Below are 23,702 nucleotides of genomic sequence, written 5' to 3'. Positions count from 1 at the left end.
TCCCGAGCGTGTTGTCCGGGTCCCTCCGCGTCCCGGTGGCCGACGGAACACCAACTACGTGGTGGTCCTGTTCGCATTTCCCAGGCTGCCAATTCCTCGACGAGATCGTTGCGCTTAGCCGGTGGCCGGGCGAGGACCCGAAACCCGTCGCGCCTGCTCACTTCGCCCGGTACGGTCTCGAGCTGTTCCGACTGCGGAGAGCCGCTCCCACGCTGAAAGTAGGTTTTCGTTAATGGCATGTCGTATCAGTGAGCTCGTCCTTGATTGCCGCGACCCAGAGATGCTGGCGCGGTTCTGGTGCGAGGTCCTGGACTTCATAGAACTCGGTCGCGAAGAGGGCCAGGAGGGTTACGCCATCGAGATCGGACCGCGCGAAGAGTTCGGCGGGCCGCAGCCGACGATCATCCTCAGAAGCGGGAACGAGCCGGAGCACGGAAAGCCCAGGCTGCACATCGACGTCAACCCCACCGACCGCGATCAGGAGGCCGAACTCGAACGCCTCCTGAAGCTCGGGCCCGTCCGGCCGACATCGGCCAGACCGGCGAGGAGCAATGGAAGGTCCTCGCCGACCCCGAAGGCAACGCGTTCTGTCTGCTCAAGACCCGCCTCAACCCACTCTGAGTCCCAGTCGCGACAAGCTGTGCGCCACGCTTTGGAGGTACCGCGATGAGGACATTACATATCGGACTGCGGGTGACCGACCTCGAGCGCTCCCTGGCGTTCTACTCGGCGATCGGTTACGAGGTCGTCGGCAGTGTGCCCGAGACGCCGATCGGGCATCTGACCATGCTCAAGCTCCCCGACGATGAGTTCGTCACCGTCGAACTCGTTCATGACGGCAAGCCGGTCGACCGCGGCACCGATTTGAGTCACCTCGTCGTGAAGGTCGACTCGATGCCCGACATGCTGGACATCCTGGCCCGCCACGGGATCGAACCAATCGGCCAGGGACAGGAAAGCGACGACGGTTTGAAGACGACGTTCATAACCGACCCGGATGGTCGCCGCATCGAACTCGTCCAATGGCCTGCGGGCCACGCTGACGGCATCACCAGTGCCGACTGGCCAGCGAAGGATCCCCATGAGTAGGACACCAATCCCGCTCGGCGAGACCGGACCGCAGGGCGAGCAACGGATGTTAGCGGGACCGGTACCTCTCAACCCGCGCTTTGGCGTTCGGGTTCGATAAGCAAGACGACTCGCTGCTCGCCGCGCGAGTAGGGACCGCCGATGTACTTCGTTGAGATCTGGTCGACGATCTCCCAGGCGGCGTCGCCCTCGATCCATTCGACGACCCTGCCGCGAACGATGACCGGCTGGAACGGGTTGCCAGCCGGCGTCATGGACAGCGCGACCCTCGGGTCGCGGCGCAGGTTGCGAGCCTTGCGGGTGCTCGGGCCGGTGAGGATCGCGATGTGGTCGTCGTGCGTGCCGATCCAGACAGGCACGGAGTGGGGAGCACCGTCGGGAAGAACGCTGGCAAGGTGGGCGATCGGGGTGCCTTCGAGCACGCGGCGCACGGTGGGGCCGAGCGGCGCCGTCTGTCCAATTGCGACGGTCATCGCACGACCTCGTAGTGGAGATGCGTGACGCTGGTCGCCGGGACAGCGTCGACGAGCCGGAGACGCACGTGCTCGGGCAGTGCCTGAAAGAAGGGCCTGCCCTCGCCGAGCAGGATCGGCACCTGATGGAGGACCACCTCGTCGACGAGCCCGGCCTTGAGCGCCTCGGTCGCGACGCCGCCGCCCATGAGGCCGACATCCTTGTCGCCCGCGGCCTCCTTCGCCGCCGAGACCGCGTCCTCGATGCCGGTGGTGACCAGGGTCTGCCGCTCGGTCATCTCCGGAGCCGGCCGGTGGCTGAGAACGAGCAGCCGAGCCGCCGGATGGGGGCTGCCGCCACCAAAATGGTCGGAGTCCTCATAGGTGTTGCGGCCTGCCACGACCGCCCCCACACGTGCGGCGAGGCTGTCGAAGACCCGTGCGCTGGGTTCGCTCAGCCGGAATCCGTCGAACACCTGACTGGGCGTGTCGCCGTCGAAGTACCAGTCGAACAGCATCGTCCCGTCCCCGAGTCCGCGACCGGCACCCGGATCGCGACCGGTGATATACCCGTCGACCGAAACCGCATGGGCGCTGATGACCTTGCTCATCTCCGAGATCCTTTCTGGAGTTCCTTCAAGAGACTTCGCGAGCATAGCGTCATCAGTTCCCTAAGGGAACCCCGATTTGTTAGATTGGTTCCATGCAACGCACCAACTTCAGTCAGATGGCTTGCTCGATCGCGCGCACGCTCGATGTCATCGGGGAGCCCTGGTCGCCGCTGATCCTGCGGGACGTATGGGTCGGGCTGAGCCGGTTCGACCAGCTCCAGGGCGACCTCGGGATCTCCCGCAAGGTCCTGACCGAGCGGCTGAACCACCTCGTCGACCAGGGCGTACTCGAGCGCCATCCCTACGACCAGCGGCCGCGGTACGAGTATCACCTGACGGAGAAAGGCGTCGAGCTGGTGGACCTGCTCATGGTCATGGTCGGGTGGGGGGACAAATGGCTGGCCGGCGAAGCAGGTCCGCCAGTGCTCTACCGCCACCACGCTTGCGGCGAGATCAGCGGTGTCGACCTACGCTGCGCCCGCTGCGGCGAATCGATGCACGCGGGCGACGTCGACCTGCTGCCCGGCCCCGGCGCCGCCGTGTGACGGGTTGGTCTTGTTCCCTGTCCGGCGTGCTGACCACGGCTTTCACCGGCACCGGGCGACCCGCCACGCCAGCGTGATCCCTGATCGGCGCTCGGCGGCGTGGCGGGTGCCCGGATGACCTGTTACACCGGCGCTGGCTCCTGAGTTGGCTTGTCTGTCATGGCGAACTCGGGCACGGGCTGCCGAAGTCCCTTGGTGAGAACGATGAGGTACATGATTCCCAGCGCCAGCCAGCCGAGACCGAGGTAGATCGCGGTGGAGCTGAGCTGGCTCAACAGGTACACGTTCACGGCCGCGCCGACGGCGGGCACAAGCAGGTACCCCAGTGGCGAGGGCCGTTGCGATCGGTGCCGATGGCGAATGAAGTAAGCGATGACCGAGACGTTGACCAGGGTGAAGCCGAGAAAGGCGCCGAAGTTGATGAACGACAGGGCCAGGTCCAGGTTCAGGGTCAGCGCGATCATCGCGACGACGCCGATGAGCAGCAGGTTCGGCACTGGAGTACGAAGCTTCGGGTGCAGGCGACCGAAGAAGCTGCGGGGAAGCACACCGTCACGACCCATGACGTAGAGCAGGCGGCTCGTGCTCGCCTGGATCGCCAGTCCGGACGCGAATCCGCCGGTGATCCCGATGACGTTGACGACATTGGCGAAGGTCGTACCGCCGACCAGAGCCGCGATGGAGTACCCAGCGGCCTCTGGGTTGTCGAACTGCCCTCCGGGGTGGACCCATTGCAGCAGGAACGACATCGTCACGAAAATCAGCCCACCGATGACGACGATGAGCACGATCGCTCTCGGGATGGATCGCTGTGGTTGGTGGGTTTCCTCGCTGAGCGTGCTGACGGCGTCGAAACCGAGGAACGAGTAGGCCGCGATGGCGGCACCGGCGACGACCGCGGTGACCGTGGTTCCTGAGTTCCAGAACGCGTCGGCCGGTGGCCCGGTCGAGGTGGTGGACAGGTAATGCACACACACGGTCGCCAAGGCCACGATGCCGGTGAGCGTCAGCGCCATCAAGGTCTTGTTGACCCGGTCGGTGAGCACGATGCCGACGATGTTGATGCCGGTGGTCAGGACGATGTTGATGATCAGCCAGATCCAGACCGGAACGGCGGGGAACTGCGCATTGAGATAGATCGACTGGATCAGCCAGGCGACCATGGGCAGGAAGAAGTAGTCCAGCAGGATGGCCCACCCTGCCAGGAAACCTATACGTGAACCCAGCATTCTGCGTGCGTAGGTGTAGACCGACCCGGATTTCGGGAACGCCCGGGCCATTTTGCTGTAACTGAGTGCGGTCAGCAGCATCGCGACGGTGGTAAAGATGTAGGCCAGTGGCGCACTGCCGTCCGTCGTGGACGCGATCACCCCGAAGGTGGTCACCACAATGACGGGTGCCATATAGGCCACACCGATGAGCACGACCGAGGGCAACGTGAGCTTGGCGACGAGATCATTGTTCTGGGAAGACATCACGAACTCCCCTCGGCCGAGACAGCCACGACGGCAGGTGCGCCGGACGTGCTCGCATGTGGACCGTGACCGCTGTTCCAAGTGCCCGGGGTGATCTGGCCGCCGTACAACGGCAGCGACAGTGGTGTGTCCTCCGGATGGAACTGGCTCCACATGCGATTCAAGCCAGCCGTGCCGTACTCACGAACCTTGGTCACCTCTGCGAGATCCACCGTGGCGTCCAGGACAACGCTTTCATCACCGCGCGCTTCGCTGAGCACGGATCCCTCGGGATCGACCAGCAGACTCCGGCCCAGTCCGTCGGGACCCGCCGCGTTGACGCTGCCGATGAAGACCTGGTTGGTGATCGCGGTCGCGCGGGCAAGTACGGTTTCCTGCGCCCGATCGACCGTCGGTGTCCGCACCAGGTTGAGGACGAGTTCGGCACCCATCCACGCGAGATGGCGGGCGTGTTCGGGGAACCAGGCGTCGTAACAGATAGACAGCCCGACGCGGCCGAAACCCGCCATGTCGAACACCACGAACTGCGAGCCCGGCGTCGTCGTTTCGTAGGGCCGCCACGGGAAGATCTTGCGGTAGTACGCAATCCGCCTCCCCTGGGGGGAGTACACGGAAACAGTGTTGAAGATTTCGTTGTCAGCGCCGCGCTCATACACCGTTCCGGGTGCCAACCAGATCCCGAGATCGCCCGCGAGCTCGGCCAGCGCACGATCGCGGGGCCCGTCCAGCGGCTCCGCGGTCGCCTCCATCGCCGCGGCCGCACCCCCTACCGGCAGATCGGCGCACAGATGCAACTCGGGGTAGACGACCAGACTGACGTGCGGAGAGGTACGGACGAGCTGTTCCAGGCTCGAAGAGAACTCGGCAAAGTCACTCCCCGGACAGGCGGGGGCCTGAACAAGGGCCATGGGCAGCGGTTGCCTCATGAGGCCTCCTTGTGGGTCGGATTCATTAAACGAAGTTTGTTTAATGAATTTCTGGTTGTCAACCCCCAACGACTTCATGACGTGCGAGGATCCAGGCATGCCCCGCCCGAAGAACCAGACCGCACGACGAGCCCAGCTGGTCAACGCCGCCGCGGAGACCGTGCTCGAACATGGATCGGCCGCCGCGAAACTGCGCGACGTCGCCGAGCGAGCAGGCCTGACCCCGGCATCGGTGCTGTACTACTACCCGGACATTCAAGATCTATTGGCTGCCGTGTTCGAACACGCGAGTGCCGTCTACTGCCAGCGCCGTGCAGAGCAGATCGCGGAGGCAGCAGGCTCCGTACAGCAACTGCGTGCCTGCATCCGTTCAGGACTCCCCCGCGACGACGACACCGAGAACACCACGCGCCTGCTGTTCGAGTTGCTGCCCGTCGCGCTCCGCAACCAAGCCACCACCGAGCTGCAACGGGCGTTCGTGGCCCAGCAGACCGCCCTCTACCAGCGCGTACTCGAAGCCGGCGAGCACGCCGAGGAATTCCGGCTCACCGCGGCCGCGCCTGTGCTGGCACGCAGTTTCGTGGCACTCGAGGACGGCTACGCACTGGACACATTGGTAGGCGCCGCGACCCCCGACGACATCGAAGAGTGGCTACTCCTGCACGCTCGAACCGTCACCCGAGCCGAGATATGACAGGTAGCTGAACGCGTCCAAACAGGACCCCCGCCTCGCATTCAGTCCGTGAGAACAAGAAGCCGCCTGCCACGTGTACAGAACTGCGCCGGGGCGGGGCCGCCGTTGTGGTGGCCCCGCCCCGGGTTTTGTGGGTGGTCAGGCTGGGAAGCAGTAGGCGGAGGTGCCGAAGTCGTAGCACTGCAGGGTGCGCTGGGTGCTGTCGGTGTTGCCGTCGTTGTCGGTGACGGTCAGGGTGGAGGTGTGGTTGCCAGCGGTGGCGTAGTCGTGCCGGGTGGTTTCCCCGGTGCCGGTGTTGCCGTCGCCGAAGTCCCAGGCGTACGAGGCGATACCGGTGTCGTCGGTGGAGGCACTGGCATCGAAGGCGCAACCGGTGTTGAACCCGCACTGCACCGTGAAACTGGCCTCCGGAGCGTCACCCGGCGGGTCCGGATCCGGATTACCCGGCTCATCGCCCCCGATGAAACCGGTGTAGAGCAGGAGGTTCGGCGAGCCGCTACCAGGGTTGCCCACGACACCGTCGGTGGCGTTGCTGGCGAGTTCCTGGGCAACCTTCGCCGGGGTCGCCGACGGGTCGGTCTGCAGATACATGGCGGCGGCACCGGCCACGTGCGGACTGGCCATCGACGTACCGCTCATCGTGGACGAACCGCTGTTGATCCCGGTGGAGGTGATGTTGCTGCCCGGCGCGAACAGGTCCACGCAGCTGCCGTAGTTGGAGAAGCTCGAACGGTTGTCGCGGCGATCGGTGGCCGCGACGGTGATGGCCTCGGGAACCCGCGCGGGACTGGTACCGCACGCGTCGGCCGAGCTGTTACCGGCCGCGACCACCACGACGAATCCCTGATCCACCAGGCTCTTCACCTGCTCGTCGCCGACGCCCACGTCGTACATACCCAGGCTCATGTTCACCACGGCCGGTTTGGTGCCGTTCTCGGCCACCCACTCCATCGCGCTCACCGTGGCCGAGTCCGGCCCTGCGTTGTCGCAACCCAGCGCACGGACGGCGACGATGTCTACCTGCTTTGCCAGGCCGTAGCTCTTGCTCCCGATGGTGCCCGCCGTATGGCTGCCGTGCCCGTGGCAGTCCTGGGCCTCACGATCGTCGTCGATGAAGTCGTAGCCGTAACTCGCCCGGCCTTCCCATTCCGGGTTCGACGGCGCGATCCCGGTGTCGATGACGTAGGCGGTGACGTCGGAGGCCGAGTTGCTGTAGTTGTATGTCTGGTCGAGCGACGAGCTCCGCTGGTCGACCCGGTCCATTCCGTAGGAAGGCGGGTTCTGCTGGGAGCCGATGCCGCGGGTGATGCCGTCCTCGTACACGGTGCGCACCGAAGGGTCGGCAGCCAGTCGCCCGGCGTCCTGTTCGGACAGCCCGCGGACCGAGAAGCCGTGGATTGTCGCGGTGTAGGTGTCGTTCAGTGAACCGCCATATCGCGCCGCGAGTGATGCCGACGCCTGTTCTATCGCCGACGCGTTCGCCGTCGCCTGCATTCCCTCCTTCAGCACCACGATGTAGCTACCGTCGACGTGCTCGGCCGTCTGCACCACGTCGCCCTCGGGTGCGGCAGCGATGGCGGGGCCGGTCGAAGCCGCGGCCATCGCCACGGCTGTCGTGACGAGGACGGCCGCAGCCGGCAGCCTTCTCCACAGATGTCTCTCTCGCTTCATTGCGTCCCTTCCAGAAAGTGAGATCGACCGTCGAAGGTGTCGCGGCCACAATGCGAACGACCTCCACAATGGCCACTCACCTCGGTCACAGTGCTCAACACTGTTGGCGAGCAACGAGGCGGAGACAAGCAAACCTCCGCTTTCTAGGGATACGCATCTATTGCGACAGGACCGCCCAAGCAACCTGCCAAAGAAGGTATCGACCGGGCGATCACCCGGCCTACGCTCCCTGGATGGTCCTCCTGCGTTCCAGCTCAGCCGCCACGGCCGGATGCCGTGGGGAACGCAGGGCGTCGACGGCCGAGACCTTCGCCGGCAGTTCGGATGAGCTTGCCCGCCTGCTCGACTCCCTGTCCGCCCCGCCGAAAGTCGTGCGAGTGGAGGGCGAGGCCGGGATCGGCAAGAGCGAACTTGTCCGTCAAGCGCTCCGGCATCCGCGACACCGGAACCGCCAGGTGCTGACGGGTGCTTGCCTGCCACTGTCCACGCCGCTTCCGTATGGCCCGATCGTCGACGCTTTGCGGCAGGTCACCTCGGGAACTGACACGACCACCGGACAGCTGAAATCCGCGGTTGCCGCCCTCAACGGACCGATGTCCGGCCGTAACGAGGCGTTCCACTCGATCCGGCAACTGCTGGGCGGGCTGGGGCAGGCGATTCTGGTCGTCGAGGACGTGCACTGGTGCGACCAGGAGACCGCGGACCTGCTGATCTTCCTGACCCGCAGTCCGCCACCTGAATTGTCCGTCATCCTCACCTTGCGACCCGAGGAGATCTCGGCGGGCCACCCCACACCGCGAGTCGTCGAATCGGTCGCCGGCATGGCGACGACTCGGATCGCCCTGGGTCCTCTCGCCCCCGCCGAGGTGCGCGAGATGGCCGCAAGCCTGCTCGAACTCTCGGCGGTACCGGTCGGGTTCGCCGACGAACTACACCAGCGAACCGCTGGGATCCCGCGACTGGTGGCTGAACTGCTGGCGGATCTACGCCGCCGCCTCGGTTCCGCACCGCCGACGCGTAACGAGCTCAGGCCGGAACTGCTCGATGCACTGGACCCGCCACGGTCGTTGTGTGATCGCCTGGGCCTGCGCGTCTCCGAACTGGGACCGACCTCGGTGGCCGTGCTCAGTGCGATAGCGGTACTGGAGGAACCTGCCACGGAAAGCGAGATCGCGACCGTTGCCGGGCTTCCCGCGCGCCGGGTGGCCGATGGCGTGGTGCGGGCATTGCGCGCCGGGTTGCTCCACGAAACCGCCGATCGACGATACGGGTTTCGACCTCCCCTGGCCCGAGATGTCGTGTACGCCGCCGTGCCCGGTCCGCCACGCCGACTCCTGCACGCTCGGACGGCCGAACTGCTGGCGGCGTCGTCCACCCCGCCCGAACTGCGGCTGGCGCAGCATCATCGGCAGGCAGGGAATTTCGAGGCATGGGCGCGCCACACCCGCACCGCCGTCGACCTCGCCATGGGCGCGGGCGACGTAGCCTCCGCGCTGATCCTGCTGGAAGACGCGTTGGACGATCCGGACCTTCCGCTGCCTGCCCGCAACACGTTCGCCGTCCGGTTCAGCTGCGAGGCCTCCCACGGCATCGTGCAGGCCCACACGATCGAGCGGTTACGTGCCGTACTGCGGGACGAGCGGTTGAGCCGTGCCACTCGTGCCGAGGTGCGGCTGAACCTGGGTCGGCTACTGATCAACCAGGTGGGATTGGTGGAGGCCGGGACCACGGAGATCGAGTTGGCCATCGATGACCTGCAGCGGCACGCCACACTCGTGGCGCGTGGTCTGGCCAGCCTGACGATGCCGTCGTTCGGACCGGCCCCGGTCGAGGCGAACCTGCGCTGGCTCGGTGAGGCCGAACGAATCGCGCGGGACAACAACGACGACGAACTCCGCATGAACCTGCTCGCCAATCGCGTCACCGTGCTCATTCAGCGCGCCGATCCCTCCGTCTGGGACGTGGTGGCCGGCCTGTGGGACGAGGATGCTTCGGGCAAGGTTCGCAAGCAGTTGACGCGTGCCTTCGTCAATCTCGCCGACGGCACGGCATGGAACGGACATTTCCAGCAGTCAAAGGACTTCCTCGAGAAGGCCGGTCAGCTCATCGAGACGGATGAGGACCCGTACCTGTCACTGCTGACCACCGGTACACGGCTACGACTCGACGCGCTCACCGGCAACTGGGATGCGTTGGGCACGCATGCGCGAGAAATGATCCACACCGCCGGAGAAAGCCACTTCCTCGCCGCCGAAGCCTGGCTCGCGCTCGCCTGGGTCTCACTCGCGCACAGCGACTGGCCCGTCGCTACCGAGCAGTTCACCAAGGCCGCCTCCTCCGCGGGAGGCAGCTTTCCCATCCTCGCGGCGGCCGACGCGGGAAAAACCACGTTGCGTCTGGCACAGGGCGCTGTCGCCGCCGCGGTAACGGAAGCGGAAGCCGGAATTGATCGGATGCGCCGTAAAGGCAATTGGGTCTGGGCCGCAGATCTCGCGCCGGTCGCGGTACAGGCATTCGTGCGCAGTGGCCGCATCGACGACGCTGTCCGCCTTTCCGAGGAATACACCGCAGGCATCGCCGGTTGCGACGCGCCACTCGCGTCGGCTGCCGCTGCTGAGTGCCAGGCGTTCATCACCGCGAGGAAAGGCGGGGCGGATGAGGCCGCGACTCATTTCGGCGAGGTTGCGGCGCTATATGCGGAGTTACCCAGTCTGCTGTCCGCTGCCAGGTCGAATGAATCGGCGGCCCGATTCGCCGCGCAGGCCGGGAACACAACGGATGCGGCCAGGTACTTCACCAGTGCCCTCGACACCTACACACGACTCGGCCTGCAACGGGACATGACCCGGTGCAAGCGAACTCTCGGCCGATTCCAGGACGGTGAAAGAAAACGTGGGCGCAAGGGTTACGGTGCCGCGCTGTCCCCACGGGAGCGGGACGTCGCCCGACTGGCCGCCCAGGGCCTCACTAATCGACAGATAGCGGAGGCACTGTTCCTTTCGCCGCGGACGGTCGAGCAACATGTGGCGAAGGCTCTTCGAAAGCTGGGATTGCAAACCCGTGTCGCACTGGCCCATTCAGGAGCGAGTATTCACCTCAACCCCGAATGACGATTCAACGCTCAGTTTTCACTTGTCAGGTTTTCTGTATTTGCTTCCGCAATCGTACGTATCGTTTCGCCAATTAGTTGCGTGCGTCTACGTATGGAAAAACACGCGTCGCAACTGCTTACATAGCGTGATCGTCGTCTCGGCATGACGGTACCTGCCGAGTGTTTGTTCACTCGATTGTGAGAATTGGAGTAACTGATGCGTGTACATCATCGGTCCCGGCGGAGATTGCTCTGCGCCACTGTGGTGGCAGGGGCGACCGCCCTGGCCGGCTTCGGGACCAGCGGCGCGGCCATGGCGCAGGACACCGGGGAGATACGCAACGCGGGCGCGGCCAACACGGTGCCGAACAGCTACATCGTGGTGTTGAAGGAATCCGAGGTCAGCGCCAAGACGGTGAACCAGGCCGCGTCGAGCCTGGCGGCCCAGTACGACGGCGAAGTCACCTTCACCTATGACAGCGTGCTGCGCGGTTTCTCGGTGAAGATGTCGGAGCAGCAGGCGCTGCGCCTGGCGGCTGACCCGGACGTGGCTTACGTCGAGCAGGACGCCATCGCCACCACCAGCGCGACACAGAACAACCCCACCTGGGGTCTGGACCGGATCGACCAGGCCAACCTGCCGATGGACGATCAGTACACCTACCCCGACAGCGCGGGTCAGGGGGTCACCGCCTACGTCATCGACACCGGTATCCGCACCACGCACAACGAATTCGAGGGCCGGGCCAGCTCCGGCTACGACTTCATCGACAACGACAGCAACGCCAACGACTGCAACGGGCACGGCACGCATGTGGCGGGCACCGTGGGCGGCAGGAGTTACGGCGCGGCCAAGAACGTCGACCTCGTCGGCGTGCGGGTGCTCAACTGCGAGGGCCGGGGGGCCTACTCGGTGATCATCGCCGGGATGGACTGGGTGGCGGACAACGCCCAGAAGCCGGCCGTGGCGAACATGAGCATCGGCGGCACCACCGACAGCTCGGTCAACCGGGCCGCCACCAACCTGATGGAGTCCGGCGTCACCACCGTGGTCGCCGCGGGAAACTCGAACGAGGACGCCTGTAACTCCTCCCCCGCCAGCGCCTCCGCGGTGATCACTGTCGGCGCGTCCAACGCACGCGACGAACGCTCCACCTGGCCGGAGATTCCGGGCGCGGAGTCGAACTACGGCCGCTGCCTGGACATCTGGGCTCCGGGTACCGACATCACCTCCGCCTGGATCGGCGGCGACACCGCAACTCGCACCATTGACGGCACTTCGATGGCCAGCCCGCACGTGGCCGGTGCCGCCGCGCTGCACCTGGGCATCAGCCCGTCCGACTCCTCGCAGCAAGTGCGCGATGCCCTCGTCGGCAACGCCACCACCGACGTACTCACCGACATCAAGTACGGCTCACCCAACAAGCTCCTCAACACCTCGTACCTGAGTGGCGACGGTCCGGGCGACCCGGACCCGAACCCGCCGGGTGACGCTCCGGAGGCCAGTTTCACGGTGCAGTGTGGGTTCAACACCGGTTGCGCCTTCGATGCCAGTGCCTCCACCGACGACACCGGTATCGCCTCGTACGCCTGGGACTTCGGCGACGGCAACACCGGCACCGGGGAAACCACCCGGCACGACTACGCCACCGCTGGCAACCACACCTCCACCCTCACCGTCACCGACAACGACGGCAACACCGACAGCACCCAACGCACCCTGCAGTGCTACGACTTCGGCACCTCCGCCTACTGCTTCCCAGCCTGACCACCCACCACACCCGGGGCGGGGCCACCACAACGGCGGCCCCGCCCCTTTCACGCATGCTCCCGTGCCAACGAAGGGGTCCGCGCTCGTCGGCCAACGACACCGCTCACCGAAGCACGCGGCGCCGATAGTCTGTGTCCATGACCGTGCTCGACGCTCGGGCGCTCAACCGGGCCCTGCTCGCACGCCAGCTGTTGCTGCGCAGGCATGAGATGACCGCCGAGGACGCGCTCGAGCGACTGATGGGGTTGCAGGCGCAGGAGCCGCTGGAGCCGTACGTCGGTCTGTGGAGCCGGTTGGCGGCGTTCGAACCCGCCGAGCTCGTCGCGCTACTGGAGGGCCGCAGAGCCGTTCGCACGCTGTTGATGCGCCGGACCCTGCACCTGGTCACCGCCCGCGACTGCCTCGTACTTCGTCCGGTACATCAGTCGATGCTGGTCGCGCGGATGGTTTCGACGTTGCGCAGGCGACTGCCCGAGGTCGACCTCGCCGAACTGACCCTGGCCGGCCGGCCGCTCTTCGAGGAACAACCGCTCACGGTATCCGACGCAGGGCGCACTCTCGCCGACCGCTGGCCCGGCGCGACGCCCCGCGACCTCGGCGACGCGCTCAGCTCGCTCGTGCCACTGGTGCAGGTGCCGCCGCGCGGCATCTGGGGGCAGAAGGGCGCGGCGCGGAACACCACCATCGAGGCCTGGCTGGGTAGTCCGCTCCCCGCGGCGTCCCCGGAGACGGTGGACGACCTGATCCTGCGTTACCTCGCCGCGTACGGACCCGCGGCCAGCGCGGACATCCGATCGTGGTCGGGGTTGAGCGGGCTTCGTGAAGCCATCCGAAGACTGCGGCCACAGCTGCGGTCCTTCCGCGACACCCGCGGCCGGGAACTGTTCGACGTGCCAGACGGTGCCCTGCCCGATCCGGACACCCCCGCGCCGCCACGCTTCCTGCCCGCGTTCGACAACGCCGTACTCGCCTTCGACGACCGGAGCCGGATCATCGACGCCGAGCACCGAGGACTCAGCGTGAGCGGCGCCCGGTTCCTGCTCGTCGACGGCCGGGTCGCAGGCACCTGGGAGGTCTCGGCGGAGGACGAGACGGCGACCCTGCACGTCACACCGCTTTCCCCACTGACTCGCCGGGATCGCGCGGCGGTGGTGGCCGAGGGCGAGAACATGCTCGGCATGCTCGGCGAGGGCGCCGCCCATCGAAGCGTCGAGGTTCTGGCGTCCTCCGGTCCCCCGCGTGCTACACGAGGAACGTGAACAGTGGACTGTCCGGAGAGACCTGCTCGATGCGGTGCGGGGCGGAGTCCATCCGCTTGAGCATGGGCTCCAGGTTCTCCGGCGCTCCCAGCTCGATCCCGACAAGGGCCGGGCCGGTCTCCCGGTTGTTGCGCTTGACGTACTCGAAGAGCGTGATGTCGTCGTCGGCTCCGAGCACGTCGTCGAGGAACCGGCGCAACGCTCCCGGCTCCTGCGGGAACTCGACGAGGAAGTAGTGCTTGCGGCCCTCGAACACGAGCGCCCGCTCCACGATCTCGGCGTACCGGCTCACGTCGTTGTTGCCACCGGAGAGGATGCAGACAACCGTCGCCCCCTCCTGCAGGCCGAGATCCAGCCCGAGCGCGGCCGACGCGAGCGCTCCCGCGGGCTCGCTGATGATCCCGTCCGACTGGTAGAGATCCAGCATCTCCACACAGAGCTGTCCCTCGGGTACGGCGACGAGGCGCGGCCGCCACTGCGCCGCGATGGCATATGTGTGCTGCCCTACCTGGCGCACCGCGGCACCGTCCACGAACGGATCGACATCGGCCAGCGGTACCGGCCCTCCCTCGGCGAGCGCGAGCGCCATACTCGCGGCGCCGAACGGTTCCGCCCCGATCACCGTCACCTCGGGATGGTTTTCGCGCAGCCAGGTCAGCGTTCCGGCAAGCAGGCCGCCACCGCCGACCGGGACGATGATCGCGTCCGGCGGGTGCCCGAGCTGTTCGATGATCTCCTTGACCACCGTGCCCTGCCCGGCGATGGTCCGCGGGTCATCGAAAGCGGGGATCAAGGTGGAGCCGGAAACCTGCGAGTACGCGCGCGCCGCCGCGGCGGCCTCGTCATACGTCTCGCCCTCCACCACGATCTGGACGTGCCTGCCCCCGAGGGTCGCGACTCTGTCCCGCTTCTGCCTCGGGGTCGTCCTCGGCAGGTAAACCCGAGCCGTGACGCCAAGCGATGCGCACGCGAACGCGACGCCCTGCCCGTGATTGCCCGCGCTCGCGCACACGACTCCGCGTTCCCGCTGCTCGACGGGAAGACCACTGATCAAGTTGTAGGCGCCACGTCCCTTGTAGGACCGGACGGCGTTGAGGTCCTCGCGCTTGAGCCGGATGTCGAGCCCGTACCGGACCGACAGCCGCTCGTTGCGCTGCAGCTGACTCGGCGAGATCACGCCCGCGAACCGTTCCGCGGCCGCGGCGACGTCGGCCGCGTTCACCAACCCCGTATGCGAGGAGTTATCGGACACCGTCCCGTCCTCCTGTCCTGTGTGCAGTCCACCAGTCTACCGGCCCGCCAGCGTCCACTGTGCAACGGCTGATGCCGGAGCGACCCGGCAGGCCCGCGCGGTGGCGCTCATCAATCAGTCAACAAAACCCAACCACGACCTCAACCCAGATTCCCGTCCTTTCGCGGCTGATTGTCCCGTCCTTTTTGTCCTACGCTCGCGTCAGTTCCGTATCCGTGAAGGAGGCAGCCGTGCATCACGAGCAGGCCGGAAATCCGCACACTCGACGCGAACTGTTCCGCGCAGGAGGTGTACTCCTCGCAGCCGCGGCAACCAGCCCGCTGCTTCCGGCTCCCACGGCCGCGGCGCGCACTCGCCCCGCGTCAGGCGCACCATCCGGACCCTCCGCCGGATGGCAGTCGAAAATCTTGCACTACGGCGATGACGGAAAGCTGGTCTATGTTCCAGATTCGAACGGAAATCGCATTCCGGATTTCAGCTTTGCCGGCTACCGCAACGGCGAGACACCGCTTCCCGAGGTACCGGCGGTATTGACGATCCGCCCTGTCTCCGGCGACAACACCGCGCATATTCAAGCCGCTCTGAACGAGGTCGGCCAGCGCGAGCCGGACGGGAACGGCCATCGTGGTGCCGTCCTGTTACGTCCCGGCACCTACCGCGTCTCCGGCACGATCCGGGTGAACCGGACCGGAGTAGTGCTGCGCGGTTCGGGCGAGAGTGTCGACCCGGAAATCGGCACGATCATCAGGGCGACCGGAGACTCCCGGCAGACGTACGTGATCGAGGTCGGCGGGCAGACCGACGAGTGGGCCACCGAGGTCCCGGGCACTCGCACCGACGTAACCTCCGAGTTCGTTCAGGTCGGCTCCCGGACGTTCACGGTCGCCGATGCCTCCCGCCTCTCGATCGGCGACAATCTGATCATCAGGCACCCCTGCACGAAGGAGTGGCTGAGCGCGATCGACGGCGGCGGAACCGGCAGCCAGCCATCGTGGGGCGTCGGTGAACGGCCCATCATCTACAACCGCTACGTCAGAGACATCCAGGGAAACGAGATCACGGTCTGCGCCCCCGTCTTCAACCAGCTGGACCGCTCGCTCGCGCGATCCTCGGTATACGTGTGGGACAACACCGAACTGGTCCGCGACGTCGGCGTCGAGTCACTGCGGGTGGACATTCAGGCTGCGAGTGCCGAGGACGAGAACCACGCACAGAGCGGCATCCGGCTGCGGCGGGTGGAGGACGCATGGGTCCGGGATGTCACCGTGCTGCACTTCAGCTTCGCGGGAATCGACACTCGTGCGGCCACCCGGGTGACAGTGCGGGATGTCCGGGCCAGCCATCCCCGATCGCGGATCGCGGGCGGCAGGCGGTACAACTTCAATGCTGGTGCGCTGGCCCAGCAGGTGCTGTTTCAGGGACTGTGGGCCACCCACGCACGACACGCCTTCGTTTCCAATGGCACCAGCCGCACTTCCGGTTGCGTCTGGCAGGACGGATTCAACCAAGAGGGATACAGCGAGAGCGGCGGCCATCACCGGTGGAGCCAGGGTCTGCTGCTCGACAACATCAAGGAACTCGACAGCAACAGCGGACGCGGGCACGTGATCGCCCTGCACTGCCGAGGTGCCCTTGGCACCGGGCACGGCTGGTCCTCGGTGCACAGCGTGGCCTGGAATTGCACGGTCGACAACGGTAAGCACGTGGCCGTGCAACGACCACCCACCGCACAGAACTACGCGATCGGCACGGCGGGGAAGGCCAGCGGCAACGGTTGGACCGACCAGCCCGCCGGCCATATCGAGGGCACGAACCGCGGCGGACTCGAACCTTCCTCGCTGTACCGGGCGCAACTGTCCGACCGCCTCTAGTCCGGCTGAGCGCGTAGACGGACCTCGCGGACCGGCTCGGCCGTTGGTTGCCGCTGCCCCCTTGCCGCGTCAAACTTCTCGGCGCAGCAAGCAGGTCCCGGAGTCAATGAGGTGACATGAGCGAATCGGCTTACCAACTGCGGCCCATCGGCTGGGTACGCTCCCCGCTGACCGACCGGAGCAACGCGCCGAAACAGGGTGACGAAGGCGCGCCGGAGGCACGAGTCGTCTTCCTGCCCGAACTACAGGTGGCAGCGGCGGATCTGCGTGCTGGAGAACAGGTGGTCCTCCTGACCTGGTTGCACCTCGGCCGCCGGGACGTGCTCTCGGTGCGTCCACGTAGCGACGCCAATCGGTCCCCCCGGGGAGTCTTCTCGACCAGATCCCCGGATCGCCCGAATCCGATCGGTCTGCACACGGTGACGATCGTCGAGGTGCCGGACGCCGAGGAAGGGGTCATCGTGGTGCGCGGCCTCGAGGCGATCGACGGAACCCCGGTCCTGGATGTGAAACCCGTTCTTCGACAGATCGCCGAGCGCTGAGCCGGCGAGGACGCGCGCATACGTTCAACTTTACAAATCGCCAGACCTTGTCAAGTCAGCTTTACATCCGCTACGGTTCTGTAAAACGACGCGGGAGGTCCGATATGACGAGCCTCGGCAAGGACACTGGCACGATCCTGGAAGGATCCACGGACCAGTGGCGGGACAAGAAGCGATACCTGTGGCTGATCGGCCTCGTAGTGCCGTCCCTGGCGTTCGCCGCATTGGGATTGCACGCGCTGACCGGCTGGGGTGTCTGGTTGTGGATCGGCCCGATCGTGATTCTCGTGGTCGTCCCCGCCATCGACCTGCTGGCCGGCCTGGATCGTTCCAACCCGCCGGACGACGTGATCGAGGCGCTGGAGAACGACCGCTACTACCGCTGGATCACGTACCTGTTCCTGCCCATCCAGTACGCGGGGTTCGTCGTCGGGTTCTGGCTGATCAGTACTGGTGATCTCGCTGTCGTCGACAAGATCGGCCTGGCCGCCACCATCGGTTCCATCGGCGGTATCGGCATCAACACGGCGCACGAACTCGGCCACAAGAAGGAAAGTCACGAACGCTGGCTCTCCAAGATCGCTCTGGCACAGAGCTTCTACGGCCATTTCTACATCGAACACAACCGCGGCCACCATGTACGGGTCGCGACACCGGAAGACCCGGCGAGCAGCCGGTTCGGCGAGAGCTTCTACCGGTTCTGGCCACGCACGGTCTTCGGCTCGCTCAGGAGCGCGTGGCGGCTCGAGAAGCGGCGATACGCCCGCCACGACAAGCACCCGTTCCGGATCGGCAACGACGTGCTCAACGCCTGGTTGATGTCGGCCGTCCTCTGGGGCGCGATGCTGCTGTGGCTGGGTGTCGGAATACTGCCGTACCTCCTGCTCCAGGCGGTCGTCGGGTTCTCCCTGCTCGAGGTCGTCAACTACATGGAGCACTACGGGATGCTGCGCCAGAAGGTGCGCAGCCGCGGTAAGGAGCGCTACGAGCGGGTGGCCCCCAGCCATAGCTGGAACTCCAACAACATCGCCACCAATGTGCTGCTCTACCACCTGCAGCGGCACAGCGATCACCATGCCAACCCCACGCGTCGCTATCAGACACTGCGTGACTTCGAGGAATCCCCGGTACTGCCCACCGGGTACGCGGGAATGATCGTGCTCGCGCTCGTCCCGCCGCTCTGGCGCAGGGTGATGGATCCGCGCGTACTCGCACATTTCGACGACGATGTGCGCGGTGCCAATATCTCGCCGCACAACAGGGAAAAGGTGCTGGCGAAGTATCCCGCACCCGCCGCGACGGCCGATCCGCCCGGCCGCCATGCGGCCGGCAACCACCAGTCCGGAAAGGACATTCGGCAGGCAGCGACACGTCGGGGCGGCCAGTGCCCTGGATGTGGTTATGTCTACGACGAGGCCGTCGGCGACCCAAGGGAGGGGTTTCCCGCGGGCACCCCGTGGTCAGCGGTTCCGGACAACTGGTGCTGCCCGGACTGCGGGGTCCGAGAGAAGATCGATTTCGTCGTACCGGGGACGGTGAGTGCGTGATGCGTATCGAGGTCGATCGGGACAAGTGTGCGGGTCTCGGCATGTGCGAGGCGATGGCCCAGGAGTTCTTCGAGGTACAGGACGACGGCACGATGCTCGTCCTCGACGAACACCCCGGCGAGGAACACCGCCAGGATCTGACGGCCGCCGTCGACTCCTGCCCGGTGCTGGCACTGAGTCTGCGGGACTGACCATGCGCAGGCTCGTGATCGTGGGCGCGTCACTGGCAGGCCTCCGGGCCGTGGAGTCCGCACGCCGCAACGGCTTTACCGGGGAGATCGTCCTGGTGGGCGCGGAGGAGCACCTGCCATACGATCGGCCGCCACTGTCCAAGGCGTTCCTCCGGCAGGACGGCCCGGCGCATGTGGTGCCGTTCCGGCCCGAACGCGAGCTGCGCGAGGAGCTGGACGTCGACCTACTGCTCGGGGCTCCGGCCGAGGGACTGGACACCACCGCCCGCGAAGTCACGGTCGCGGGAATGGGGCTGCCATACGACGCGCTGGTGATCGCCACCGGCGCCACGCCGCGCTCGCTTGCGGGTACGGCTGGCGTCGCGGGAGTACACGCGTTGCGCACAAAGGACGACGCTGTGTCGATCCGAAATGGACTGGATGCCGGTGCGCGAACAGTGGTGATCGGTGCCGGCTTCATCGGCTCAGAAGTAGCCTCGGCCGCGCGCGGACGTGGCCTGCCGGTCACAGTGGTCGAGGCACTCGACGTACCGCTGAGCCGAGCCATCGGCAGCGAGGCCGGTCTGGCGTGCGCCGAACTGCACCGCGCCAACGGCACCGAGCTTCGCCTCGGCACCGGCGTCTCGGGCATCGAGTCCACCGGGAGCAGGGTGACCGGCGTACGACTCGACTCCGGGGCCGCACTCCCCGCGGACCTGGTCGTTCTCGGGATCGGCGTCACTCCGGCCACCGGATGGCTGGAAGGCAGTGGTGTCGACCTGCACGAATCCGATCGCGGAGTGGTGTGTGACGCGACCCTCGCGACCAGCGCGCCGGGGGTGTACGCGGCTGGCGATGTCGCGCACGTCGCCAACCCGCTGTTCGACGGCGAGCTGATGCGGCTGGAGCATTGGACGAATGCGGCGGAACAGGGAGCGGCCGCGGCGCGGCACGCCGTGGACCCCGCGGGGGCGAGAGCACTGGCGACGGTGCCGTACTTCTGGTCCGACTGGTACGCCCACCGGCTGCAGTTCGTCGGCACCGCTCGTGCTGACGAGGTCGCGGTCCTCCGTCGGGACGACGCGGGCCTGGTCGCGCTCTACCGGCGCGGGGACCGGATCGCCGGAGCGCTCACGGTGGACCGGCCGAAGGAAATCATGAAGTACCGCAAGCGGATCGCGGACAGCGGACCCTGGACGGAGGCCTTGGCATTCGCCGACGCGGGGAAGGCCTCCGCGACTGCCTAGGATGGTCACCATGACTGCGTCGGCGACCGCACGGGAGAACGGGACCGCACTGCGACGAAGGATCATCGCCGCGGCGGTCGAGCTGACGACGGGTTCCGGATGGGCCACGGTCACGATGGCTCGCCTCGGAGACGAGGTCGGGGTCAGCAGGCAGACGGTGTACAACGAGATCGGCTCGAAGACCGCACTCGCCGAGGCCATGGTGCTCACCGAGCTGGACCGGTTCCTCCGCGTGGTGGAGGCGGCGCTCGACCAGCACCCGGACGACCTGGTCGAGGCCATCCGGGAAGCGGCACGGGGAGTGCTGGAGCTGGCCAGGGACAACACGCTGCTGCACGCGATAGTTTCGGCCACGCACGGCGCGGGCACCGACCTACTGCCGTTGCTCACCACCCACGCCGACTCCCTGCTTGCCACCGCGAAAAGCGTCATCACCGATCGCCTCGCCGCGTTCACCCTGCCGCTGGACGAGGACAGGCTGGCGGTGACGATCGACGTCGTCGTCCGGTTCGTGCTCAGCCACGTAATGCAGCCGTCTGGCACACCGGCAAGTACCGCCGACGGTATCGCGTGGATGGTACGGCAGGCACTGATCGTGCAATAACGTCCACATGGGACGGTAGTTGGGCCGGACGGTGTCCTGCAGGCTCCAGCGGGAAGCAGGACGCAGCGGACGCGGAGGACGTCTACCGGGAGGTCGACGGCCCTACCGGCACCGGCCATCCCCGGGCTCGCGGAGCTGCGGTTGCCGCAGGAGCGCTGAACGAATCTCCCGCTTCCGGTTTGTACGCCGAACCTGGGGGTAGTTCGACAGGTACCCACCGACGAAGGACTCGCATCATGGACGTACCGCGAAACAGCGACCTGGATGCTGCGGCCACCGACCTCGCTGCGCAGGCCGAACGGGCGACCCACGACCTGTACCACCGGACCTGCGGAGACGAGTGCGTCGACGGACCTGCCGACGTCTACCAGGTCCTCGGATCACTGAAGTTGCTGGTGAACAGCCTCTCCCGGAGCTTGCCCGAGATGAGCAGATGGCTCGAGCAGAAGATGTGGTCGGGTGAACTGGGGCGCGCGGACAATACGGACAGTGAGGTGAACTTCGACCGCCTCACCGACTCGGTGTTCGACGCGACCACGGCACTCGCGCGCGCTCACCTGATCAGCGCACAACTGGGCCAGGAGCTGGAAATGGCCGAGGCGGCAAGCAGACAGCTCGCCAGACCGTGACCCTGCGTTCACGGCCGACCCGCCGCGTCACGGCCGGGCCTGCGGGCCCGGCCGCTTTTCGGACCAGGCGAAGGCCGCGAGCTGGTCGTCCAGGGGCGCTTCGGTAAGCCGGTTCGCCAGAGTCGACATCGTGTAGGTCCCGATGCCCAGAACGACTTCAAGAGCGTTGCGATCGCTGAACCCGGCCGCGAGGAAGGCTCGCAACGCTTCGCCTGAGACCGCACCGGCGCTCGCGAGGACCTCGATGGTGAACTCGCGGATGGCGTCGAGCCGGGCATCCCGCAGCGGCCGTTGCTCACGTAGTGCCGACACGAGTTCGTCTGCCTCGCCCATCTTGACCAGTTTCGCCGAGTGCATGGCGACGCAGACATGGCAGCCGTTGCGCGTCGCGATCGTCATGATCACCACTTCCCTGGCCACCGGATCGAGGGTTGCCATCTCGAACATCGCGCTGAGTTGCAGGAAGCCGTCCAGCAGGTGCGGCGAGGTGGCCAGCCGCGCGACCGGCGAAGGCAGGTAACCGAGACGCTTGCGGGTGGCCTCCATCGAACGCCTGGATGCGGGTGGCGCGGACTCGACAGTGTGTTCGGCGAACAGGTTCTCGGGCATGTGCTCCCTCTCGGCTAAACTAGACAACATGGTTGACTATCCAGGGGAAACAGTAAACCAGGTTGTCGAATCTGCCAACCCTGCTCCCCAACAGGGGCCCGCCTGGGAGCTGCCCCTTCTCCTGTTCGCCGGCTTTCGCTCACTCATCGACCGGCTGCACGACGAACTGGCCGAGCAGGGGCATCCGGAGGTACGTCCCGCGTACGGCTTCGCGATGCAGGCGATCGGACAGGACGGCGTCACCGCGAGTGAACTGGGCAAGCGGCTCGGCGTGTCCAAACAGGCGGCGGGCAAGACGGTCGAGCGGCTGACGCGTCTCGGTTACGTGGAACGGCTTCCGGACGCCGCCGACGGCAGACGCATGCTGGTTACACTCACCCCGAGGGGAATCGACGCACTCGCCCGATCCGCCGCGATCTTCGAGCAACTGCGGGCCGAATGGGCCGCGGACCTCGGTGCCCGGCGATTGGCCGACTTGACCGCCGCGCTGCGCACCATGGCACCGGCAGACGGTTTCCGGATGGATGTGGCGGGCTGGTTCGGCGGCTGACCGCCCTGGCGGAAAGGACAACGATCGTGGCCAGCGCGACTACTACGGTCAACGACGATTTCCTGGCCAAGGCCAACCCGTTCCGCCGGGAACTGCTCGCGCACTGTTACCGGATGGTGGGTTCGGTGCACGACGCCGAGGACCTCGTACAGGAGACCTATCTGCGAGCCTGGCGCGCCTACGACAAGTTCGAAGGACGCTCGTCGTTGCGCACCTGGCTCTACCGGATCGCCACGACCACCTGCCTGACCGCGCTCGAGGGAAGGCGCAGGCGGCCGATGCCCGCAGGACTCGGCGGAAGCGCCCACCCGGATACGCCGGTCGCCGAACAACCCGATGTGCCCTGGCTGGAGCCGGTCCCCGACGCCATGATCGGTGCTACCCGAACCGATCCAGCGGCCATCGTCTCAATGCGCGCGAGCACCCGGCTCGCGCTGATCGCGGCGCTGCAACATCTGCCACCCCGTCAACGGGCCGTCCTGCTGCTGCGCGACGTGCTCGCCTGGCGGGCCGCCGAGGTCGCCGAACTGCTCGACATCTCGACCGCCGCCGTGAACAGCATTCTGCAGCGCGCACGGGCCCAGCTCGACCAGGCGGCGCCCAACGAGGACGAGGTCACCGAACCCTCGACACCGGGGCAGCGGGAGCTACTCGATCGCTACGTCGCGGCCTTCGAGAAGAAGGACGTCCCTGCCATCGTCGAACTGTTCAGTACCGACGTCGTCTGGGAGATGCCGCCGCTGAGCGAGTGGTACCGGGGCCCCGAGCACGTCGGGAGACACCTCGCCGTCCGCTGCCCCGGCGGTCCGGACGACATCCGGATGGTTCGCACCAGCGCCAACGGGCAGCCCGCCTTCGCGCAGTACCTCCGCGCCCCGGCGGGATCCGGTACCCACTTCCTGCCGTTCAACCTGCAGGTCCTCACGCTCACCGGGAACCGGATCACCCACGTGGCGAACTTCCTCGACACAGGGCTGTTCGAGAAGTTCGACCTGCCGCAGCACCTCGCGGACTGAACCGCGAAGCGCCGAACGGTCCCTTCGTAGGTTGTATGGTTTAGACCATTCCCGTTAAGTGGTGGCCGATCGTGTCCGGTC

General features: G+C 66.5%; 22 protein-coding genes and 1 pseudogene. 16 read left to right on the top strand and 7 right to left on the bottom strand.

Annotated elements, in window-relative coordinates; translation table 11 throughout:
• Positions 1-232: 232 nt before the first annotated feature.
• Positions 233-621: pseudogene (locus D0C15_RS14960) on the top strand (VOC family protein).
• A 45-nt stretch (positions 622-666) separates the two neighbouring features.
• Positions 667-1,089, top strand: coding sequence for a VOC family protein (locus tag D0C15_RS14955; RefSeq protein WP_116045522.1), 423 nt, complete (start codon positions 667-669; stop codon positions 1,087-1,089).
• Positions 1,090-1,157: 68 nt separating this feature from the next.
• Here the strand turns inward: D0C15_RS14955 and D0C15_RS14950 are convergent, their stop codons facing one another.
• Together D0C15_RS14950 and D0C15_RS14945 are read right to left on the bottom strand one after the other, a co-directional pair.
• The gene (locus tag D0C15_RS14950) at positions 1,158-1,562 is read right to left on the bottom strand and encodes a TIGR03618 family F420-dependent PPOX class oxidoreductase (RefSeq protein ID WP_116045520.1); all 405 of its coding nucleotides are present in this window, start codon (positions 1,560-1,562) and stop codon (positions 1,158-1,160) included.
• On the bottom strand, positions 1,559-2,152 hold the full coding sequence (locus D0C15_RS14945; RefSeq protein WP_116045518.1) for a dihydrofolate reductase family protein: 594 nt from the start codon (positions 2,150-2,152) through the stop codon (positions 1,559-1,561). Before D0C15_RS14945 ends, D0C15_RS14950 begins: the two co-directional genes overlap by 4 nt.
• 92 nt (positions 2,153-2,244) lie before the next feature.
• Between D0C15_RS14945 and D0C15_RS14940 the strand changes: the two genes are divergently transcribed.
• Positions 2,245-2,697: a winged helix-turn-helix transcriptional regulator gene (locus D0C15_RS14940; protein WP_116045515.1), complete on the top strand. Its 453-nt coding sequence runs from the start codon at positions 2,245-2,247 to the stop codon at positions 2,695-2,697.
• A 122-nt stretch (positions 2,698-2,819) separates the two neighbouring features.
• Here the strand turns inward: D0C15_RS14940 and D0C15_RS14935 are convergent, their stop codons facing one another.
• Together D0C15_RS14935 and D0C15_RS14930 are read right to left on the bottom strand one after the other, a co-directional pair.
• Positions 2,820-4,172 carry an APC family permease gene (locus D0C15_RS14935; protein ID WP_116045513.1) on the bottom strand — a complete coding sequence of 451 codons (1,353 nt, stop codon included), beginning with the start codon at positions 4,170-4,172 and terminating at the stop codon, positions 2,820-2,822.
• Entirely contained in the window at positions 4,172-5,176 is a 1,005-nt protein-coding gene (locus D0C15_RS14930) for a carbon-nitrogen hydrolase family protein (protein ID WP_245975810.1), read from the bottom strand. The genes D0C15_RS14935 and D0C15_RS14930 overlap by 1 nt, the downstream gene beginning before the upstream one ends.
• Positions 5,177-5,195: 19 nt before the next feature.
• Between D0C15_RS14930 and D0C15_RS14925 the strand changes: the two genes are divergently transcribed.
• Positions 5,196-5,792, top strand: a complete 597-nt coding sequence (locus tag D0C15_RS14925) for a TetR/AcrR family transcriptional regulator (protein WP_116045508.1) — start codon at positions 5,196-5,198, stop codon at positions 5,790-5,792.
• A 138-nt stretch (positions 5,793-5,930) separates the two neighbouring features.
• On the opposite strand, the gene D0C15_RS14920 is transcribed toward D0C15_RS14925, so the two are convergent.
• Positions 5,931-7,463, bottom strand: a complete 1,533-nt coding sequence (locus tag D0C15_RS14920; protein ID WP_162830084.1) for a S8 family serine peptidase — start codon at positions 7,461-7,463, stop codon at positions 5,931-5,933.
• 233 nt (positions 7,464-7,696) lie between these two features.
• On the opposite strand from D0C15_RS14920, the gene D0C15_RS14915 reads away from it, so the two are divergent.
• The 3 genes from D0C15_RS14915 to D0C15_RS14905 all read left to right on the top strand — a co-directional run bounded on the left by D0C15_RS14915 (position 7,697) and on the right by D0C15_RS14905 (position 13,584).
• Positions 7,697-10,573, top strand: a complete 2,877-nt coding sequence (locus tag D0C15_RS14915; protein ID WP_162830083.1) for a helix-turn-helix transcriptional regulator — start codon at positions 7,697-7,699, stop codon at positions 10,571-10,573.
• Between the two features lie 198 nt (positions 10,574-10,771).
• A complete protein-coding gene (locus D0C15_RS14910; RefSeq protein ID WP_116045503.1) occupies positions 10,772-12,322 on the top strand; it encodes a S8 family serine peptidase in 1,551 nt (516 codons plus the stop codon).
• A gap of 140 nt (positions 12,323-12,462) precedes the next feature.
• Positions 12,463-13,584, top strand: a complete 1,122-nt coding sequence (locus tag D0C15_RS14905; protein ID WP_116045501.1) for a winged helix DNA-binding domain-containing protein — start codon at positions 12,463-12,465, stop codon at positions 13,582-13,584.
• On the opposite strand, the gene ilvA is transcribed toward D0C15_RS14905, so the two are convergent.
• Positions 13,568-14,806, bottom strand: a complete 1,239-nt coding sequence (gene ilvA / locus D0C15_RS14900; protein WP_116045597.1) for a threonine ammonia-lyase IlvA — start codon at positions 14,804-14,806, stop codon at positions 13,568-13,570. The two genes, D0C15_RS14905 and ilvA, sit on opposite strands and share 17 nt — an antisense overlap.
• 260 nt (positions 14,807-15,066) lie before the next feature.
• On the opposite strand from ilvA, the gene D0C15_RS14895 reads away from it, so the two are divergent.
• From D0C15_RS14895 to D0C15_RS14865, 7 genes are all read left to right on the top strand, one after another.
• Positions 15,067-16,707: a pectate lyase family protein gene (locus D0C15_RS14895; protein WP_116045499.1), complete on the top strand. Its 1,641-nt coding sequence runs from the start codon at positions 15,067-15,069 to the stop codon at positions 16,705-16,707.
• 116 nt (positions 16,708-16,823) lie between these two features.
• Entirely contained in the window at positions 16,824-17,249 is a 426-nt protein-coding gene (gene tsaA / locus D0C15_RS14890) for a tRNA (N6-threonylcarbamoyladenosine(37)-N6)-methyltransferase TrmO (protein WP_116045497.1), read from the top strand.
• 104 nt (positions 17,250-17,353) lie between these two features.
• Complete coding sequence (locus D0C15_RS14885; RefSeq protein WP_116045495.1) at positions 17,354-18,796, top strand: fatty acid desaturase; 1,443 nt, start codon at positions 17,354-17,356, stop codon at positions 18,794-18,796.
• The gene (locus tag D0C15_RS14880) at positions 18,796-18,987 is read left to right on the top strand and encodes a ferredoxin (RefSeq protein ID WP_116045493.1); all 192 of its coding nucleotides are present in this window, start codon (positions 18,796-18,798) and stop codon (positions 18,985-18,987) included. The genes D0C15_RS14885 and D0C15_RS14880 overlap by 1 nt, the downstream gene beginning before the upstream one ends.
• A 2-nt stretch (positions 18,988-18,989) precedes the next feature.
• A complete protein-coding gene (locus D0C15_RS14875) occupies positions 18,990-20,213 on the top strand; it encodes an NAD(P)/FAD-dependent oxidoreductase (protein WP_116045490.1) in 1,224 nt (407 codons plus the stop codon).
• Between the two features lies 1 nt (position 20,214).
• A complete protein-coding gene (locus tag D0C15_RS14870) occupies positions 20,215-20,817 on the top strand; it encodes a TetR/AcrR family transcriptional regulator (protein ID WP_116045488.1) in 603 nt (200 codons plus the stop codon).
• 236 nt (positions 20,818-21,053) lie between these two features.
• A complete protein-coding gene (locus D0C15_RS14865; protein WP_116045485.1) occupies positions 21,054-21,446 on the top strand; it encodes a hypothetical protein in 393 nt (130 codons plus the stop codon).
• Positions 21,447-21,473: 27 nt separating this feature from the next.
• Here the strand turns inward: D0C15_RS14865 and D0C15_RS14860 are convergent, their stop codons facing one another.
• The gene (locus tag D0C15_RS14860; RefSeq protein ID WP_211323202.1) at positions 21,474-22,043 is read right to left on the bottom strand and encodes a carboxymuconolactone decarboxylase family protein; all 570 of its coding nucleotides are present in this window, start codon (positions 22,041-22,043) and stop codon (positions 21,474-21,476) included.
• Between the two features lie 40 nt (positions 22,044-22,083).
• Here D0C15_RS14860 and D0C15_RS14855 point away from each other — a divergent pair, with 40 nt between their 5' ends.
• The gene (locus D0C15_RS14855; RefSeq protein ID WP_116045480.1) at positions 22,084-22,605 is read left to right on the top strand and encodes a MarR family winged helix-turn-helix transcriptional regulator; all 522 of its coding nucleotides are present in this window, start codon (positions 22,084-22,086) and stop codon (positions 22,603-22,605) included.
• Between the two features lie 26 nt (positions 22,606-22,631).
• On the top strand, positions 22,632-23,621 hold the full coding sequence (locus D0C15_RS14850; protein WP_245975807.1) for a sigma-70 family RNA polymerase sigma factor: 990 nt from the start codon (positions 22,632-22,634) through the stop codon (positions 23,619-23,621).
• The last annotated feature ends 81 nt before the right edge of the window (positions 23,622-23,702 follow it).

The organism is Amycolatopsis palatopharyngis (assembly GCF_003385185.1).
Lineage (GTDB): Bacteria > Actinomycetota > Actinomycetes > Mycobacteriales > Pseudonocardiaceae > Amycolatopsis > Amycolatopsis palatopharyngis.
This window is presented reverse-complemented; position numbering and strand designations above follow the sequence as displayed.

Bases quoted from the DNA above. Each gene is read 5' to 3' on its own strand.
- D0C15_RS14955 (WP_116045522.1), top strand. From the start codon at position 667: ATGAGGACATTACATATCGGACTGCGGGTGACCGACCTCGAGCGCTCC.
- D0C15_RS14950 (WP_116045520.1), bottom strand. From the start codon at position 1,562: ATGACCGTCGCAATTGGACAGACGGCGCCGCTCGGCCCCACCGTGCGC.
- D0C15_RS14945 (WP_116045518.1), bottom strand. From the start codon at position 2,152: ATGAGCAAGGTCATCAGCGCCCATGCGGTTTCGGTCGACGGGTATATC.
- D0C15_RS14940 (WP_116045515.1), top strand. From the start codon at position 2,245: ATGCAACGCACCAACTTCAGTCAGATGGCTTGCTCGATCGCGCGCACG.
- D0C15_RS14935 (WP_116045513.1), bottom strand. From the start codon at position 4,172: ATGTCTTCCCAGAACAATGATCTCGTCGCCAAGCTCACGTTGCCCTCG.
- D0C15_RS14930 (WP_245975810.1), bottom strand. From the start codon at position 5,176: ATGAAGTCGTTGGGGGTTGACAACCAGAAATTCATTAAACAAACTTCG.
- D0C15_RS14925 (WP_116045508.1), top strand. From the start codon at position 5,196: ATGCCCCGCCCGAAGAACCAGACCGCACGACGAGCCCAGCTGGTCAAC.
- D0C15_RS14920 (WP_162830084.1), bottom strand. From the start codon at position 7,463: ATGAAGCGAGAGAGACATCTGTGGAGAAGGCTGCCGGCTGCGGCCGTC.
- D0C15_RS14915 (WP_162830083.1), top strand. From the start codon at position 7,697: ATGGTCCTCCTGCGTTCCAGCTCAGCCGCCACGGCCGGATGCCGTGGG.
- D0C15_RS14910 (WP_116045503.1), top strand. From the start codon at position 10,772: ATGCGTGTACATCATCGGTCCCGGCGGAGATTGCTCTGCGCCACTGTG.
- D0C15_RS14905 (WP_116045501.1), top strand. From the start codon at position 12,463: ATGACCGTGCTCGACGCTCGGGCGCTCAACCGGGCCCTGCTCGCACGC.
- tsaA (WP_116045497.1), top strand. From the start codon at position 16,824: ATGAGCGAATCGGCTTACCAACTGCGGCCCATCGGCTGGGTACGCTCC.
- D0C15_RS14885 (WP_116045495.1), top strand. From the start codon at position 17,354: ATGACGAGCCTCGGCAAGGACACTGGCACGATCCTGGAAGGATCCACG.
- D0C15_RS14880 (WP_116045493.1), top strand. From the start codon at position 18,796: ATGCGTATCGAGGTCGATCGGGACAAGTGTGCGGGTCTCGGCATGTGC.
- D0C15_RS14875 (WP_116045490.1), top strand. From the start codon at position 18,990: ATGCGCAGGCTCGTGATCGTGGGCGCGTCACTGGCAGGCCTCCGGGCC.
- D0C15_RS14870 (WP_116045488.1), top strand. From the start codon at position 20,215: ATGGTCACCATGACTGCGTCGGCGACCGCACGGGAGAACGGGACCGCA.
- D0C15_RS14865 (WP_116045485.1), top strand. From the start codon at position 21,054: ATGGACGTACCGCGAAACAGCGACCTGGATGCTGCGGCCACCGACCTC.
- D0C15_RS14855 (WP_116045480.1), top strand. From the start codon at position 22,084: ATGGTTGACTATCCAGGGGAAACAGTAAACCAGGTTGTCGAATCTGCC.